The sequence below is a fragment of the Novosphingobium sp. genome (assembly GCF_041915465.1).
GTDB lineage: Bacteria > Pseudomonadota > Alphaproteobacteria > Sphingomonadales > Sphingomonadaceae > Novosphingobium.
This window is the reverse complement of sequence record NZ_JAYSBK010000082.1, coordinates 1-14,036: the sequence shown is the minus strand read 5'-3', so window position 1 is coordinate 14,036 and position 14,036 is coordinate 1. Positions and strand designations below refer to the sequence as shown.

At 64.0% G+C, this 14,036-nt stretch carries 19 protein-coding genes and 1 pseudogene; 9 read left to right on the top strand and 11 right to left on the bottom strand.

Annotated features, from left to right (window positions below; all coding sequences use genetic code 11):
* The first annotated feature begins 98 nt into the window (after nt 1-98).
* Together queC and ACE3SN_RS12930 are read left to right on the top strand one after the other, a co-directional pair.
* On the top strand, nt 99-815 hold the full coding sequence (gene queC / locus ACE3SN_RS12935) for a 7-cyano-7-deazaguanine synthase QueC (protein WP_374530630.1): 717 nt from the start codon (nt 99-101) through the stop codon (nt 813-815).
* On the top strand, nt 808-2,382 hold the full coding sequence (locus ACE3SN_RS12930; RefSeq protein WP_374530628.1) for a spinster family MFS transporter: 1,575 nt from the start codon (nt 808-810) through the stop codon (nt 2,380-2,382). The genes queC and ACE3SN_RS12930 overlap by 8 nt, the downstream gene beginning before the upstream one ends.
* A gap of 18 nt (nt 2,383-2,400) precedes the next feature.
* Here the strand turns inward: ACE3SN_RS12930 and ACE3SN_RS12925 are convergent, their stop codons facing one another.
* The 5 genes and pseudogenes from ACE3SN_RS12925 to ACE3SN_RS12905 form a co-directional block, all read right to left on the bottom strand.
* A complete protein-coding gene (locus tag ACE3SN_RS12925) occupies nt 2,401-2,928 on the bottom strand; it encodes a superoxide dismutase family protein (RefSeq protein WP_374530626.1) in 528 nt (175 codons plus the stop codon).
* A 97-nt stretch (nt 2,929-3,025) separates the two neighbouring features.
* Nucleotides 3,026-4,096, bottom strand: a complete 1,071-nt coding sequence (locus ACE3SN_RS12920) for an OmpA family protein (RefSeq protein ID WP_374530624.1) — start codon at nt 4,094-4,096, stop codon at nt 3,026-3,028.
* A gap of 425 nt (nt 4,097-4,521) precedes the next feature.
* Nucleotides 4,522-4,668, bottom strand: a complete 147-nt coding sequence (locus tag ACE3SN_RS12915) for a DUF2793 domain-containing protein (RefSeq protein WP_374530622.1) — start codon at nt 4,666-4,668, stop codon at nt 4,522-4,524.
* A 28-nt stretch (nt 4,669-4,696) separates the two neighbouring features.
* A pseudogene (locus tag ACE3SN_RS12910) lies at nt 4,697-5,116 on the bottom strand (terminase large subunit domain-containing protein); the annotation flags it as partial.
* Nucleotides 5,109-5,534 carry a hypothetical protein gene (locus ACE3SN_RS12905; RefSeq protein ID WP_374530620.1) on the bottom strand — a complete coding sequence of 142 codons (426 nt, stop codon included), beginning with the start codon at nt 5,532-5,534 and terminating at the stop codon, nt 5,109-5,111. The pseudogene ACE3SN_RS12910 and the gene ACE3SN_RS12905, both read right to left, overlap by 8 nt.
* A gap of 303 nt (nt 5,535-5,837) precedes the next feature.
* On the opposite strand from ACE3SN_RS12905, the gene ACE3SN_RS12900 reads away from it, so the two are divergent.
* Together ACE3SN_RS12900 and ACE3SN_RS12895 are read left to right on the top strand one after the other, a co-directional pair.
* The gene (locus tag ACE3SN_RS12900) at nt 5,838-6,479 is read left to right on the top strand and encodes a YqaA family protein (protein ID WP_374530618.1); all 642 of its coding nucleotides are present in this window, start codon (nt 5,838-5,840) and stop codon (nt 6,477-6,479) included.
* Nucleotides 6,476-7,126 carry a glutathione S-transferase family protein gene (locus ACE3SN_RS12895; RefSeq protein WP_374530616.1) on the top strand — a complete coding sequence of 217 codons (651 nt, stop codon included), beginning with the start codon at nt 6,476-6,478 and terminating at the stop codon, nt 7,124-7,126. Before ACE3SN_RS12900 ends, ACE3SN_RS12895 begins: the two co-directional genes overlap by 4 nt.
* A 5-nt stretch (nt 7,127-7,131) precedes the next feature.
* Here ACE3SN_RS12895 and ACE3SN_RS12890 read toward each other — a convergent pair whose 3' ends face one another.
* Nucleotides 7,132-7,827, bottom strand: coding sequence for a Crp/Fnr family transcriptional regulator (locus ACE3SN_RS12890; RefSeq protein ID WP_374530614.1), 696 nt, complete (start codon nt 7,825-7,827; stop codon nt 7,132-7,134).
* Nucleotides 7,828-7,883: 56 nt separating this feature from the next.
* On the opposite strand from ACE3SN_RS12890, the gene ACE3SN_RS12885 reads away from it, so the two are divergent.
* On the top strand, nt 7,884-8,729 hold the full coding sequence (locus ACE3SN_RS12885) for a sterol desaturase family protein (protein ID WP_374530612.1): 846 nt from the start codon (nt 7,884-7,886) through the stop codon (nt 8,727-8,729).
* Here ACE3SN_RS12885 and ACE3SN_RS12880 read toward each other — a convergent pair.
* From ACE3SN_RS12880 to ACE3SN_RS12860, 5 genes are all read right to left on the bottom strand, one after another.
* Nucleotides 8,726-9,511, bottom strand: coding sequence for an SGNH/GDSL hydrolase family protein (locus tag ACE3SN_RS12880; RefSeq protein WP_374530610.1), 786 nt, complete (start codon nt 9,509-9,511; stop codon nt 8,726-8,728). The two genes, ACE3SN_RS12885 and ACE3SN_RS12880, sit on opposite strands and share 4 nt — an antisense overlap.
* Nucleotides 9,504-10,706 carry an aminotransferase class I/II-fold pyridoxal phosphate-dependent enzyme gene (locus tag ACE3SN_RS12875; protein WP_374530608.1) on the bottom strand — a complete coding sequence of 401 codons (1,203 nt, stop codon included), beginning with the start codon at nt 10,704-10,706 and terminating at the stop codon, nt 9,504-9,506. Before ACE3SN_RS12875 ends, ACE3SN_RS12880 begins: the two co-directional genes overlap by 8 nt.
* Before the next feature lie 17 nt (nt 10,707-10,723).
* Nucleotides 10,724-10,963: an acyl carrier protein gene (locus tag ACE3SN_RS12870; protein WP_374530606.1), complete on the bottom strand. Its 240-nt coding sequence runs from the start codon at nt 10,961-10,963 to the stop codon at nt 10,724-10,726.
* A 159-nt stretch (nt 10,964-11,122) separates the two neighbouring features.
* Nucleotides 11,123-11,959 (bottom strand): hypothetical protein, encoded by an 837-nt coding sequence (locus tag ACE3SN_RS12865; RefSeq protein WP_374530604.1) that lies wholly within the window; start codon nt 11,957-11,959, stop codon nt 11,123-11,125.
* A gap of 111 nt (nt 11,960-12,070) precedes the next feature.
* Nucleotides 12,071-12,445 (bottom strand): response regulator, encoded by a 375-nt coding sequence (locus tag ACE3SN_RS12860; RefSeq protein WP_374530602.1) that lies wholly within the window; start codon nt 12,443-12,445, stop codon nt 12,071-12,073.
* An 82-nt stretch (nt 12,446-12,527) separates the two neighbouring features.
* On the opposite strand from ACE3SN_RS12860, the gene ACE3SN_RS12855 reads away from it, so the two are divergent.
* The 4 genes from ACE3SN_RS12855 to ACE3SN_RS12840 form a co-directional block, all read left to right on the top strand.
* Complete coding sequence (locus tag ACE3SN_RS12855; RefSeq protein ID WP_374530601.1) at nt 12,528-12,761, top strand: DUF3572 domain-containing protein; 234 nt, start codon at nt 12,528-12,530, stop codon at nt 12,759-12,761.
* Between the two features lie 3 nt (nt 12,762-12,764).
* A complete protein-coding gene (locus ACE3SN_RS12850) occupies nt 12,765-13,379 on the top strand; it encodes an HAD family hydrolase (protein WP_374530600.1) in 615 nt (204 codons plus the stop codon).
* 9 nt (nt 13,380-13,388) lie between these two features.
* Nucleotides 13,389-13,850 carry a RidA family protein gene (locus tag ACE3SN_RS12845; protein WP_374530598.1) on the top strand — a complete coding sequence of 154 codons (462 nt, stop codon included), beginning with the start codon at nt 13,389-13,391 and terminating at the stop codon, nt 13,848-13,850.
* Nucleotides 13,822-14,036: glycerophosphodiester phosphodiesterase family protein (locus tag ACE3SN_RS12840; RefSeq protein ID WP_374530597.1), on the top strand; the 215-nt coding region annotated here is incomplete at its 3' end. The genes ACE3SN_RS12845 and ACE3SN_RS12840, both read left to right, overlap by 29 nt.

The window sequence follows — 14,036 nt, the reverse complement described above, 5'->3', positions numbered from 1 at the left end:
GGGCTGCCGTTCGATTTTTCGGCGGAGGCGCGCCGGGTCGGGGACTGTCCGGGCTGAGGCGGTTGCCACTGCGCGCGGGAGCGGCTAGCCCTAGCGCCATGCAGCATGACAGCGATGGATTGGGCCGCAAGGCAGTGGTGCTGTTGTCGGGCGGGCTCGATTCGATGGTCGTAGCCGGATTGGCCCGCGAGGCAGGATATCAGCTCAACGCGCTTACGATTGACTACAATCAGCGCCATCGCCGCGAACTGGACGCCGCGCGCGAAATCGCGGCCAAGCTCGGCGCGCAGCGCCATGTGATCCTGCCATTGGACCTGCGCCAGTTCGGAGGCTCGGCACTCACCGATGATATCGCGGTGCCGAAGGAGGGTGTCGGCGAGGAAATTCCGGTCACCTACGTTCCGGCACGGAATCTGGTGTTCCTGTCCCTGACCCTGGCCTGGGCCGAAGCAATCGGGGCGCGGGATATTTTCATCGGGGTCAACGCGCTCGACTATTCGGGCTATCCGGATTGCCGCCCCGAATTCATCGCTGCCTTTACCGAAGTGGCGCGGCTGGCGACCAAAGCAGGGGCGGAAGGCGAGGATTTCAAGATCCACGCGCCGCTGCAATACCTTGGCAAGGCTGACATTGCCCGCGAGGCGCACCGGCTTGGTTTCGACCCGGCGATGAGTTGGTCGTGCTACGATCCGCAACCGGACGGTTCGGCCTGTGGCCGTTGCGACAGTTGCCGCTTGCGGCGCGAAGGCTTCGCGAAGGCCGGCATCTTGGATACGACCCGTTATTACGCGGGCGGGGAGAACGGGAATGGATGAAGATCAGCAAGCAACCGAACCACGCGCCAGTGGTTATTCCTGGTACGTGCTCGGGGTTCTGGTCCTCGTCTACATTCTGAACTTCATCGACCGGCAAGTGGTCAGCATTCTTGCGGTCGACATCAAGTCCGATCTCGATCTCACCGATGCCGATATGGGCTTCCTGGGGGGCGCTGCATTTGGCGTGTTCTACGCCCTGTTCGGGATCCCGCTTGGCCGTCTGGCCGATAACTGGAATCGGGTCAGGCTGCTGAGCCTTGGCCTGGCACTATGGTCGGCAATGACCGCGCTTTCCGGCTTCGCGCGCAATCAGGTCTCGCTGTCGTTTGCGCGGATGGGGGTAGGGATCGGTGAAGCGACTGCCAGCCCGACTGCTTATTCGCTCATCTCGGACTATTTTCCGAAGCAACGACGCGCGACCGCACTCGCGATCTATTCCTCCGGGCTTTATCTGGGCGGCGGCGTGTCGCTCCTGATCGGCGCGCAGATCGTGCAGGGGTGGAACGCCGCGTTTCCCGAAGGGGGACCGCTCGGCCTCGTCGGCTGGCAGGCCGCATTCCTGGCCGTGGGGATTCCCGGCCTGCTTGTGGCGCTCTGGGTCGCGACCCTGCGCGAGCCTGTGCGTGGGGCAATGGACGGAGTGGCCGCCGTGAGTTCTCCGACACCTTTTGCGGATTTTCTCGGCGATCTGTCTGCGATCGTTCCGCCCTTTACCCTCATCGGTGCGTGGCGGCGCGGTCCCGGGGCCTTCCTGATCAATCTCGGAGTGGCCGCACTGGTTGCACTGTTAGCGCTGGGCATGATCCATATCACCGGCAATCTGCCGCAATGGCTGGCAGTGGGCCTGGGCTACTACGCGGTCTTCTCGTGGGCGAGTGCGCTGCGGGCACGCGATCCGGCGACCTTCAGGCTGATCTGGGGCACTCCGGCCTTCATCTGCACCACGTTGGGCTACGGTCTGGTCTCGCTCGTCGCCTATGCGCTCGCGTTCTGGTCTGCCCCCTATGCAGAAACCGTCCTTGGCCTTCCGAAGCAGGAATTGGCGTTTGTGCTCGGTGCAAATGGCGCGGTGAGCGGGTTTCTGGGGGTGATCATTGGCGGACGGGTTGCCGATGCCTTGCGGGCGAAGAATCCTGCCGGCCGGATCTATGTGATCCTGTTCGGTGTTCTGGCGCCCATGATCCCGTTGTGGGTTGGCTATACGACGCCGGATCCGACGCTGTTCTATACCATGAACTTCCTCGCAGGGATGTTCGGCGCGGCAGCGCTTGGCGCGGCGGCTGCAACCACACAGGATCTGGTCCTGCCCCGCATGCGCGGGACGGCGACAGCGTCGTTCTTCCTCGGGACGACCTTGGTCGGCCTCTCGTTCGGAGCCTACTTGGTCGGACAGATTTCCGACTTCGCCGGCGAGGTTGTGAACGGCAAGCTGGTTGGCGATCTGCGCACCGGCATCCTCTCGCTTATCGGCGTGACGCCGATCGCCGTTGCACTGCTGGTCTATGCTCTGCGGGCCGTGCCCGCGGCCGAAGCGACGATGCTGAAGCGAGCCGGCGAGGGCAGCTGACCGCCCCCGGCGATCCGCCTAGCTATGCGCCAGCACGCCGCAGGCGATCCGGGCGCCGCTGTTGCCGCTGGGATCGGTCAGATTGTCATCCGGGGCTGCGTGGATAACGACGGCTGTGCCGTCGCTATCGAACAGGATCGGCTCAAGATCTGCGGCTGAACCGGTCAGTACGGTATCAAGCGACCCGGTGCCATCAGCGCCGATCACGATATTGGGAAGGTCGCCGAGGTGGCTGCCAGCAGGGTTCTGGAGCCCGTGCTGATGCTTGCCCGGGTTGAGGTGGCCACCTGCCGAGGTAAAACCGGCAGCTGAACAATCGCCAATCATGTGCAGATGAATGCCGTGAGGCCCCGGGGTGATGCCCTGAGCGGTTACCGAGAGAGTGAGTGCGTTCCCCTGGCGTGAAATGGTCGCCTTGCCGGCAACTTCGCCGTCTGCCTGAAGCAGGGTCGTCGTGGCAATGGTCGAACCGCCGGTTTCGCGGGCCGTTGTGCAGGCTGCGAGAGCCGAAACGGCAATCAGGCAAACGAGGCTGGTCTTGTTCATGGCGATGCGATCTCCGTGGGGGCTGAGTCGCCTTGACCATATACGAAAAAGGGGCCGGATTGCTCCGGCCCCCAATTCTTTTCTTCCTTGTGGAAGATTACATGCCCGAACCCGGACCGTAGGTGATTTCCACTCGGCGGTTCTGGAGTTCACGCACGCCGTCAGCAGTCGGAACGCGCGGGTTGTTTTCGCCGAAGCCCTGGCTGGTGATCGCGCTGGACGGCACACCATGCGAGGTCAGGTACGCGGCAACCGAAGCGTTGCGGCGTTCCGACAGACCCTGGTTATAGGCGGGCTTGCCCGAACGGTCGGCATAACCGGCCAGCATGATCGGAACATTGGCGCAGTTGCCATAAGCCGTCACGGCGCTGTCGAGGATCGTCGCGGCTTCCGGCGTGATGTCCGACTTATCCCAGTCGAAGAACACGATATACGGACCCTTGTTGCAGACCACCGGCGGCGGCGGCGGCGGCGGGGGCGGCGGCGGCGGCGGCGGCGGCGGGGGCGGCGGCGGGGTCGGAGCCGGCAGCGGAGCCGCTTCCTCACCGAAGTTGTAGCCCAGCGTCAGCATCAGCGAGTGCGAGCGGAACTTGGTGGTCGAGATGCCGCCCTGCGGAGCGACGAGATCGACGCCGCTCTGGTTGTACAGGCGGTACTTCACACCGACGTCAACCTTGCTGCTGACCGGCATGCGGACGCCGGCGAGAGCCTGCCACGCGAACCCGGTGTCCGAATCGTCGACATAGGTGAGCGCGCCGTTCATCGCCTTCACGCTGACGCGGCCAACGCCAGCGCCAGCGCCGACAAAGCCCTGCAGACCATCGTCGTCACCAAAGTCGAGCAGGCCGTTCAGCATGAAGCTGAGCGCACTGGCGTTGCCATCAAGGGCCGGCTTCGAAACCTGAGTGGCGCCCAAGATGAGCGAGTCGGCCGAAGCGCGACGATAGCTGGTTTCGGCTTCGAGGCGGAAGCCGCCGAAGTCATAGCCGACGATCCCGCCGACATCGTAACCGGCAGCGGTGTTGAGGACTTCGCCGGTGCTGGTGTGCATGTCTTCGACGAGCGTGCCGCCGACATCACCTTCGATGTACCACGTGTTGTCGCGAGCCAGAGCGGGCGTCGCGAGGGCCGATGTGGCCAGCGCCATCCCTAGGACTAGTTTGCGCATTGTCGTTTTCCCCTTTTCATAGGATTGAGCCACCGAGTGGCAAATGGTCTACCGTCATAGGGGACGCGGCGCAAGCGCTCAAAAACCACGGACTGTTGCAAAAATATCGCGAATCAATGCCCTTACGCGGTGTTCTAACCAAAAAATCGAGTCAAAAGCGGTGCCCTAACCGTGAATCGGCGTTGGACCACGAATCTTTCTTAGGCCGCGGGAATTATGCCTGCATCGATAAGGCTTTGCAGCAACTCCGAAATTGCATTGCGAGCTTCGGTGTCGATTGTCGTCCCGCCAAGCGGAGCCGCCGGTTTGGCAGGCTGTTTCCACGTTCCTGCAAAGCGGACCTCGGCTCCCGTCTGACGGTTGAGCAAGCGCATTCCGTCGCGAGGCGCGAAGAAGCGCCAGTTCCCGCCAGAAAATGCGGCAATTTAACCGTCATGGCCGGCCCATGCTGCGCTTGCGCCGCTGCCCAACAGCCAGCATTGGCCGTCCATCGGGAGCGGCGGCGGAGCGGCCGTTTCCGCCTCAATGGCCCCGTGCAGCAGGGCATCGATCCTGGTGAAGGCCTCGTTCACGAAGCCTTCTTTCTGGGCCTGGCCGGCAGGCGTGGCTGTGCTGGGGGCCGCGCAGGGCCTCGGGCTCGAGCGCGGAATAAAGCGTGGCCTAGGCCCCGTTGGGCCAGGTCAGCCGCCGCAGCGATGGTTCGAACTGCGGGCGACTGCGCGGCGGGCAAACGCCCAGCAGGCCGCTTTCGCCTTCGACCATCACCGCGCGCGCCTCGCCCAGCGAGGCGGCGATCAGCGCGATGCGGGCATCGGGCTGGGCGGCGGCGATGGCGCGAACCCATTCGGCCCCGGCGCGGGTCTTGCCAAAGCCGCGCCCGGCCATGATCAGCCAGGTGCGCCAGTCGCCCTCCGGCGCAAGCTGATCGCGCCGCGCCCAAAGCCGCCAGTGGTGAGCGAACTCCTTGGACTGTTCGTCGCTCAGCGTGCGCAGTTCCGCCAGCAGCCCTTCGTTACTCATCGCTAGCCGATCCGGAGGTTTCCGCCACACTTGCCGCTTGTGCCGGAGGGGGCAGGGCGGCCAGGCGGCGCTGGCGCATCTTTTCCAGCTTGGCGTTGATTGACAGGATGATGGCCTCGGCATCCTCGTTGTCGCGGATGGCGCGCTGGCGGGCGGCGGATTCGCGGTGCGCGGCCAGCAGGCGAAAGGCGGTGGCATTGTCGAAGGCGCGCACGCCGCGCCTGGCTCCGGTGGCGGGCTTCACCTCGCCGCTGCGCAGGCGGTGGAGCAGTTCCATCTCGAGGTGGTCGTAGCCTTCGCACAGGGCGCGTTGCCAGGCGCGGTTGAATTCGGCGTTGAGGCGGCGCGCCTCATAGGCGGCAGTGGTGGAAATGCCGGCCTTGCGGGCGGCGGCGCTGACGTTGGAGGTGGCGGCCAATTCGGCCAGAAACGGCTTCGACTATTGCCGGAAGCGCGGCAGATCAGGCGACGCAACCGTGCTGCGCCGTCCGGACTTTTCAGAGTCCGCCATGCGGGTTCGTTCCGTTTGCTGTGAAAGGGGGGCATCGTGTGAAGCGAGGCGGCGGTGCCGAATCGGTTCTTTGCGATGTTCCCTTTATGTACCTAAACAGCGTTACGATGTCAAGCTTAAATAACCAAATTGGTTATATGGCGCGACCGCTTGTCGCGCTTGATCAGCCAAGCTAGGCAGGGTCGACCAAGCTTGCTGAAGGGAGCCTCGATGCTGCGCCGCCTCTATGACTGGACCATGGCCAAGGCTGCGGATCCCCGCGCCGAATGGTGGCTGGCGGTCTTTGCCTTTGTCGAGGCGAGCTTTTTCCCGATCCCGCCGCATCCCCTGCTGGGGCTGATGTGCCTGGCCGAACCGAAGAAGGCGGTGCGGTTTGCCGCCATCGCCACACTCGCCTCGGTCGCGGGCGGCCTGCTGGGTTATGCGATCGGCCACTTCCTCTACGACACGATCGGAACCCAGCTGCTTGCCGTGCTGGGCCTGACGGACAGCTTCCCCAAGGCGGCCTGCTATTTGCGCGAATACGGGGCAGAGATCATCATGCTGAAGGGCGCCACGCCGATTCCCTTCAAGCTGTTGACGATCACGGCGGGCTTCATTGCCATGCCGATCGCGACCTTCATCCTCGCGAGCATCGTCAGCCGCTCGATCAGCTTCATGATCGTGGGCGTGCTGTTCCGCCTGTTCGGCGCGCCGATCAAGGCCTTCATCGACAAGTACCTGGCGCTGGTTACGGCCGGCTTCGTTCTGATCGTCGTTGGCGGTTTCGTTGCGGTGGCGATGCTGGGCGGCGGTAGCAGCAAGTCCGACGCCAAGTGCGAAGCGCCGAGCGCCGTCGAGGCTGCCGCGTGACGGAAGCCATCAAGCTCTATCACTGCCGCGATGCGCGCTCGTTCCGCGTGCTCTGGGCACTGGAAGAGCTGGGGCTGCCCTATAGCCTGGAACTGATGCGGTTCCCGCCGCGCGCGACCTATGAAGGGTACCGCGACATCAACCCTCTGGGCACGGTTCCGGCGCTGGTGGCCGGTGGCAAGCTGATGACCGAAAGCGCGGCGATCCCGCATTTCCTTGCCACGCGCTATGGCCCCAGCCCGCTGGCGGTCGCCCCGGAAGAGGCGGATTACGCTGCCTACCTCAACTTCCTGCACATGGGCGAGGCGACGCTGACTTTCCCGCAGACGGTGTTTCTGCGCTATACCCGGCTTGAGCCGCCCGAGCGCCGCCACCCGCAGGCGGCAGAAGATTACGCGGTGTGGTTCGGATCGCGCCTGCGCAATGCCGAAACGCTGATCGGGCCGGAATTCGCCTGTGCCGGACGCTTTACGATGGCGGATATTTCGGTCGGCTATGCCGTGATGCTGGCCCAGTCGATCGGTCTGGCGGAACAGGTTACGCCGGGCATGACGGCTTACTTCGAACGGCTCAGCCGGCGCGACGGTTTCATCCGTGCCAAGGTTGCGCAAGGCACCCCGGACGGCACGACCGATCCGCTCGGCTGAGCGGATCAGGCCTCGTCGAACCGGGCGGCATCGTGCAGGCCCGAGCGGTCAAGCACTTCGATTGCGCCGTAGCAGCGCCGGACCAGTCCCAGCCCTTCGAGCCGGGTCAGCGTGACGCTGACGGTCATCCGCGAGGTTCCGACCAGATCTGCCAGACCTTGCTGGGTGATCGCTACCCGGCACGGCAGGGGCGCCGAACCGGATAGCACAGCCAGTACCTGTGCCACCCGTTCAACTCCGCGCGAACGGCGCAGCATTGCAACAAGTTCGATCATTTCCTGCAGTTGCAGGGCAATCGTGCCGATCACGCGGCGCGCGGTGGACGGGTCATCGGCGATCTCTGCTTCAAGCCGGTGCGCCGCGATCCAGGTTGCCCGCACCGGTCCGACCGCCAGGGCATCGACCACGCGCGGGCGGCGGGCCAGCATCGCGAGTTCGCCGTAGCTGGTCCCTGCGCCGAGCATGGCGATTGCGTTGAATTCCCCCCCGGCATCGAACTGGCCGACCCGAACGTTGCCGGAATTGATCAGCCAGAAGCCCCGGCCTTCGTCACCGCGGTGCTGGATCGTCTGGCCATCGGCAAAGCTGCGGGTCACCCCGGCTGCCTGCAGGCGCTGGCGCTGCTCCGCGGTCAGCGCCTCGATCAGCGAGGGACTGAGAATGGTGCGACCGGATGGGTTGAATTGTAAATTATCTGACATTCTTGAGCGGGGATAGCGCTAGTCTGCCCCGCAAACAACTGGTTCGGGAGACCGGCATGCCCACTGCTTCCTATGTGGTGATCGCTATCTACATTGCCTTCGCATTGGTTGAACTGGCGCGGACCCATCTGTTCGCCAAGCCGGAGCAGACCCGCGATGACGCGGTGGTCGAAGTGGTCAGCACCATTGCGGTGCCGGTCGTGATCCAGCCGTTGATCCTGCTGACGGTCGATGCCTTGATGAGCCACTACGCCCCGCAGCTGCGCGGCGCATTGGCGAACCTCAACGTCCTGGCGGCAATCCTGCTATTCCTCGTGCTGGATGACATGACCCAGTACTGGTGGCACCGCGCATCGCACTCCACCCACTGGCTCTACAACCTGCACCGCGCCCACCACGATGGCCGCTACATGAGCGTGCGGCTCGTCTACCGGAACAACCTGTTCTACTATGCGATGATGCCGGGGATCTGGCTCTCGGGACTGCTGGTCTACCTCGGGCTTGGCTGGGTCTATGCCGGGTACCTGATCGGCAAGATGGCGGTGATCATCGGCGCCCACAGTGACGTCGCCTGGGATCGCCCACTCTACCGGATCAAGGCTCTGGCGCCGGTGATGTGGCTGGTGGAACGCACGATCTCCACGCCCGCCACCCACCACGCTCACCATGGCCGCCATGCCGATGATCCGGCGGTCAACTACAAGGGCAATTACGGCAACCTGCTGTTCTTCTGGGACGTGCTGTTCGGCACGGCCAAGATCACCCGCACCTATCCCAAGAGTTATGGTGTCGAAAACCTCGCGCCTTCGGGTTTCGGTCAGCAGCTTGTCTGGCCGCTAGTTCCGGAAAACAAGCGGCTTCCGGACGAAGCCCCCGCTGAAACGGCCCCCGCCAGCGCTTAACGCGCGCTGGCCCGGGCCTCGGCTTCGGCGATTGCCTGCTCGGCAATCGGCCGCATGACCGCATAGCCGGCCGCATTGGGGTGAACGCCATCGCTGCTGTAGGCTGCGGGAAGTTCGCCATCCGGTCCGGCCAGCGCGCTCCAGTAATCGGCGAAGACCAGCCCGTTGTCTGCCGCGTAGGTCTTGAGCCAGGCGTTGAGCTCGCGGATCCGAGGGTCGGGCTTCAGGTCCGGGCTCCAGTCAAAGCGGTTCGACGGCAGGATCGAACCGATGATCACGACGATCCCGTTAGCCCTGGCGAGGTCGGCCATCGCGCGGATGTTGTTCTTGAAATCCTCGGGACTGGTCGGGCCGGTATTGCCTGCAATGTCGTTGGTTCCGGCCATGATGTGCACGACGCGCGGGCGAAGCGCCACGACATCGGGGTAGAAGCGCACGAGCATTTGCGGCGAAGTCTGCCCGCTGATCCCGCGATCGAGCACCGCGGGGCCGAAGAAGCCGGGATCGAGGCGTTTCCAGCCTTCGGTGATCGAATCCCCGATGAAGACGACGCTGACGGGCTGGGCCGGATCGAGTGCCCGGTTCTCCGCCGCGTAGCGGCACAGGAAGTTCCAGTCGTACTGCCGCACATAGGGCGAGGCGAACCACAGCCCGGTCACGTCCGGACACGGCTCGTCGAGCATGCCCTTGCCCGGCGGTGCGGGTTGCGGCGGGTCTTCGGCGCGGGCCGGGGCGGGGAGCGCCGCGAGCAGCGCCACCCACGCCAGCAGGGCTTTAACCAAGGATGCCCGCCCGCTTGCCCGCGCGTTCGAACATGCCGATGATCGTCTGAACCTGCTCAGCCGAATGTTCGGCGCAGAGCGAGCAGCGCAGCAGGGTCATCCCCGCCGGGGTCGCCGGCGGACGGGCAAGGTTCACGTAGAGCCCTTCTTCCAGCAGCGCTTCCCACATCATCGCGCCGCGTTCCAGATCCGGCATGATGACCGAGATGATCGCGCTCTGCGGCTCGCTGGTGCCAAGCTGGAAGCCCTTGTCCCGCAGCCCCTTGTGCAGGGTGCGCGAGTTTTCCCAAAGGTGCGCGCGCTTGTTCCCGGCGTGCATCAGCTTGCGGATCGAGGTGCAGGCCGTGGCCACCACGCTCGGCGGCAAGCTGGCGGTGAACACGTAGGGGCGGCAGACCAGCCGCATGATTTCGAACTTCGGGTGGTTCGACACGCAGAAGCCGCCGACCGTGCCGACTGACTTCGAGAAGGTGCCGATCACGAAATCGACGTCGTCAAGGCAACCCTGTTCCTCGGCCACGCCGCGCCCATTGGGACCGATGAAGCCCATCGAGTGCGCCTCGTCGACCAGCACCATCGCGCCGTGGTCCTTGGCGACCTTGATCATTTCCTTCAGCGGCGCGATGTCGCCCAGCATCGAATAGACGCCTTCGAGCACGACCAGCTTGCCCGCGCCTTCGGGAATGCGCTTCAGGCGCTTTTCCATCGCCTCGATGTCGTTGTGCTTGAAGGGCACGACTTCGGCGTCGCCCATCTTGCAGCCGTCCCAGATCGAGGCGTGGCTGTCAATGTCCAGCACGATGTAATCGCCCTTGCCGGCGATCGTGCTGATGATGCCCAGGTTCGCCTGGTAGCCGGTGGAAAAGACCATCGCGTGGTCCATTCCGTAGAATTCCTTGAGCGCCTCTTCCACCGCGCGGTGCCCGGCATAGGTGCCGTTGAGCACGCGGCTGCCGGTGGTGCCCGCGCCGAAATCGTCGAGCGCCTGCTTGCCCGCCTCGATCACGTCGGGATCGAAGGTCATGCCCATGTAGTTGTAGGTGCCCAGCAGGATCGTCTCGCGCCCGTTGCACAACGCGACGGTGGGCGAGATCACCTTTTCCATCACCAGGTTGAACGGATCGGTGACGCCGGTGGAAAGCAGTGCGCGGCGCTGTTCGATCAGCGGGTCGAACTTCGAAAAGAGGTCGGTCATGATGTCCCCGCGCTTCCTCAAGCCTGCAGCTTGACCACGGCGTCGATCAGCTGGCCGTAGTTTTCGATCTCGGCCTGCTGGTTCATCGAAATGATGATGTCGAACGCGTCCTCGATCTCGGCCACGAAATCCATCACGGTCAGGCTGTCGAATTCAAGGTCGCCCGCAAAGGTGGTGGCATCGGTGATCGCTACGCCCTTCTTGTTGAAGGGTTCGATCAGCGCGGCAATCTTCGCGGCGGTTTCGGCGCGGTCCATGGTTAGCAAAGCTCCCGAAGTGTTCGTGGCCCTTTGGCCGATGAATGGGGCTGAAAAGGGGCGCCGGATGCAAAAGTCAAGCGGGCAGGGCACCGCGAACGGAAAAGCCCCGCGTGAAACCGCAGAATTGCAGGACAAATCGAAGCGGGGACAGTACGGTCAGTCGTCCTTGTAGGTCCATTCGCCCTTCGGGTCGGATGGCCAGTGATAGCCCCAGTCTTCGCATTGGCTGTGCATGCCTGCGAGATTGGCCAGCAGCGAGCCGTACTCGTTGCGCCGCTCCATGCCCTGCGGCAAGCTTCCATCTCTTGTGAGGGGCGCGATCATTGCCCAGGTCTTGAACCCGATATGGCAACCGCTCGACCAGTGCCTGGTGTAGAGTGCGGTCAGCGCTTCGCAATAATAGGAGAAGGTCAGCGGATAGGCGTTGAAGACATCGCCATAGTTCGCCAGCCCGTCACAGGTGGTGCGCAGCTGTGCGACTTCGTCTGCGTAACCTGGCGCAGAATCATCAAGGCCGGAGACGCGGCCATATTGCTGATTGAAGCGTGCCAGCAGGGCGTTGGCTTCATTTTCACGCTGGTCGCGGCGCTTGGCTTCGGCTTCGGCCTTGGCGCAGAACCCTCTGGCATCGAAGCCGCTCACGCCGGTCACATAATTATTCTCTGCATAAAGCGCGCAGGCCTTTTCGACCTGACCGACCTTGGCGAGCGAATCCGGTGCGCAAACCCGCAGGTAACCGACGGTTTCGGCAGCCTTGGCATCGTCGCGCGCCCGGTTCTCCTCGGTCAGCGCCTTTAGTGCGACGGGGCAGTACTGGGCCGCGGTCGCAAAATCGAGAGCGACGTAGGCCTTGAGGCCCGTGACCGCCTGTTCGCTTGCTCGCTCCAGGTCTTCGATGTCCCAATGGTTCGGTGTGTAGCCATTCTGCGCCAAAGCGGGCGAGGTGCACAGGTTGGATAGCGCGATACAGAAGAATAGGAGCAGTCGTTTCACGGCGGGGGTACCTGCGTTTGTCGGCGGGTTCAGCAATGCCAGCCTTCCGGTATCCCCACGACTGCACGTAATCCTCGAAAATCGCTTGTGAATTTGCGACAGGATCGAAATTCAGGCCGCTTTTTCCACCAGCGCCTTTACCGCCGCCATGAACGGTCCGATCGATACCGGCTTGGCCAGGTAACCCTCGGCCCCGGCGTCGCGGATCCGCTCCTCGTCGCCCTTGCCGGCATAGGCGGTGACGGCCAGCACCGGGATCGCGCGCAGGGTTGGATCGGCCTTGGCGGCTTCGATCAGGTCGAGCCCGGAAACGTTGGGCAGCTGGATATCCATGATGATCAGGTTCGGCACGAAGGCACGAGCCGTGTCGAGCGCGGTCAGCCCGTCGGCGCAGGGTTCCACCGCGTAGCCCTGGCTGCGCAGGACGTCGCAGAACAGCTTGCGGTTGAGGTCGTTGTCCTCGACAACAAGGATGCGCTTTGCCATGGGACTGCACTACGCTGCGCAAGAGAGACTGACAATTCTTCGCGATCATGAATTCCCCGGCGGTGGTCAGCCCCGCGATGCCATGACCCTGGCGCTTGGCGCGCTCGGCTGGGTGCTGGGAGACAGCGCGCGGGCCGACCGGCTGCTGGCGCTGACCGGCATGAGCGTGGATGAACTGCGCGGCGGGTTGGGCGATCCGGGCGTGCTGGGAGCGGTGCTGGATTTCCTTGCCGCTCACGAACCCGATCTGGTTGCCGCGGCCGAGGCAATCGGGGTTGAACCACAGAATCTGATGGCCGCGCGGGAAAGGCTTTGAACGATGGGTAAGCCGCTGATCATCAGCGATTGTGACGAAGTGTTGCTGCACATGATCGTGCCGTTCGGCGAATGGCTGAACGAGACGCAGGACGTGGCCTTCAAGCTGATCGGCAACGATTTCAGCACCGCGATCCGCGACAAACAAAGCGACAGGCCCGTCGAGCCGGCCGAGATCTGGCGGTTGCTCAACCTGTTCTTCGACGGTGAGATGCACCGGCAACACCCCATTGCCGGGGCGGTGGACGCGATCAACACGCTCAAGGATCATGCCGATGTGGTCGTGCTGACCAACCTGCATGACAAGCACAATGCGGCGCGCAAGGCCCAGCTTGAAGCCCATGGGATCGACGTGCGGGTATTCACCAACCAGGGGCCCAAGGGGCCGGCGCTGCAGGCGATCCTTGATGAGTACCAGCCGTCCAAGGCGGTCTTCATTGACGATCTGGCGCAGCACCACGGCTCCGCCGCAGAGCTGGTGCCGCATATCGACCGGCTGCATCTGTGCGGCGAACCCAGCCTTGCGCCGCATATCACCTGCGGGTTCGAGGCGGGCCACGCCCATGCCCGGATCGACACGTGGGAACATGCCTTGCCGTGGCTGCTTTCCCGGCTGTAAGAGGCGGGTATGAGTATCGAAGCAAAGCTGGCCGAACTCGGCCTTTCCTTGCCCGAACCGGCCGCGCCCGTCGCGGCCTATGTTCCCGTGGTGATCGCAGGCGGTCTGGCGCATGTGTCGGGCCAGGTCTCGATCGTCGATGGCAAGCTGCTCAAGGGGCGGTTGGGCGAAGACCTCAGCCTTGAACAGGGCGTCCACGGGGCGCAGGCCTGCGGGCTGATGATCCTGGCGCAGCTCAAGGCCGCGCTTGGCTCGCTCGACCGGGTGGAGCGGATCGTCAAACTTGGCGCATTCGTCAATTCGGCCGCCGATTTCACCGACCAGCCCAAGGTGGCCAACGGCGCCTCGGAACTGATGGTTGCCGTGTTCGGTGAAGCGGGCAAGCATGCCCGCAGTGCGGTCGGCGTGCCCAGCCTGCCGCTCGGCGTTGCGGTCGAAGTGGATGCGATCGTTGCCGTTCGGCCTGCTTGATCGCTGGAAGGCTCCGGCGCCAAAGGCCGCCAAGGTCGGCTGGCTAAGCGAATTTGACTATGCCCATCGCGGTCTCCATGGGCCCGGCATTCCCGAAAATTCGCCCTCGGCCTTCGCGGCGGCAATCGCCAAGGGCATGGGGATCGAATGCGATGTCCAGCGCTCGCTCGATGGCCAGGCGGTGGT

What these genes read in the sequence shown, in the direction of transcription:
- queC (WP_374530630.1), top strand. Translation starts at nt 99, where the DNA reads ATGCAGCATGACAGCGATGGATTGGGCCGCAAGGCAGTGGTGCTGTTG.
- ACE3SN_RS12930 (WP_374530628.1), top strand. Translation starts at nt 808, where the DNA reads ATGGATGAAGATCAGCAAGCAACCGAACCACGCGCCAGTGGTTATTCC.
- ACE3SN_RS12925 (WP_374530626.1), bottom strand. Translation starts at nt 2,928, where the DNA reads ATGAACAAGACCAGCCTCGTTTGCCTGATTGCCGTTTCGGCTCTCGCA.
- ACE3SN_RS12920 (WP_374530624.1), bottom strand. Translation starts at nt 4,096, where the DNA reads ATGCGCAAACTAGTCCTAGGGATGGCGCTGGCCACATCGGCCCTCGCG.
- ACE3SN_RS12900 (WP_374530618.1), top strand. Translation starts at nt 5,838, where the DNA reads ATGCTGCGCCGCCTCTATGACTGGACCATGGCCAAGGCTGCGGATCCC.
- ACE3SN_RS12890 (WP_374530614.1), bottom strand. Translation starts at nt 7,827, where the DNA reads ATGTCAGATAATTTACAATTCAACCCATCCGGTCGCACCATTCTCAGT.
- ACE3SN_RS12885 (WP_374530612.1), top strand. Translation starts at nt 7,884, where the DNA reads ATGCCCACTGCTTCCTATGTGGTGATCGCTATCTACATTGCCTTCGCA.
- ACE3SN_RS12875 (WP_374530608.1), bottom strand. Translation starts at nt 10,706, where the DNA reads ATGACCGACCTCTTTTCGAAGTTCGACCCGCTGATCGAACAGCGCCGC.
- ACE3SN_RS12870 (WP_374530606.1), bottom strand. Translation starts at nt 10,963, where the DNA reads ATGGACCGCGCCGAAACCGCCGCGAAGATTGCCGCGCTGATCGAACCC.
- ACE3SN_RS12860 (WP_374530602.1), bottom strand. Translation starts at nt 12,445, where the DNA reads ATGGCAAAGCGCATCCTTGTTGTCGAGGACAACGACCTCAACCGCAAG.
- ACE3SN_RS12855 (WP_374530601.1), top strand. Translation starts at nt 12,528, where the DNA reads ATGACCCTGGCGCTTGGCGCGCTCGGCTGGGTGCTGGGAGACAGCGCG.
- ACE3SN_RS12850 (WP_374530600.1), top strand. Translation starts at nt 12,765, where the DNA reads ATGGGTAAGCCGCTGATCATCAGCGATTGTGACGAAGTGTTGCTGCAC.
- ACE3SN_RS12845 (WP_374530598.1), top strand. Translation starts at nt 13,389, where the DNA reads ATGAGTATCGAAGCAAAGCTGGCCGAACTCGGCCTTTCCTTGCCCGAA.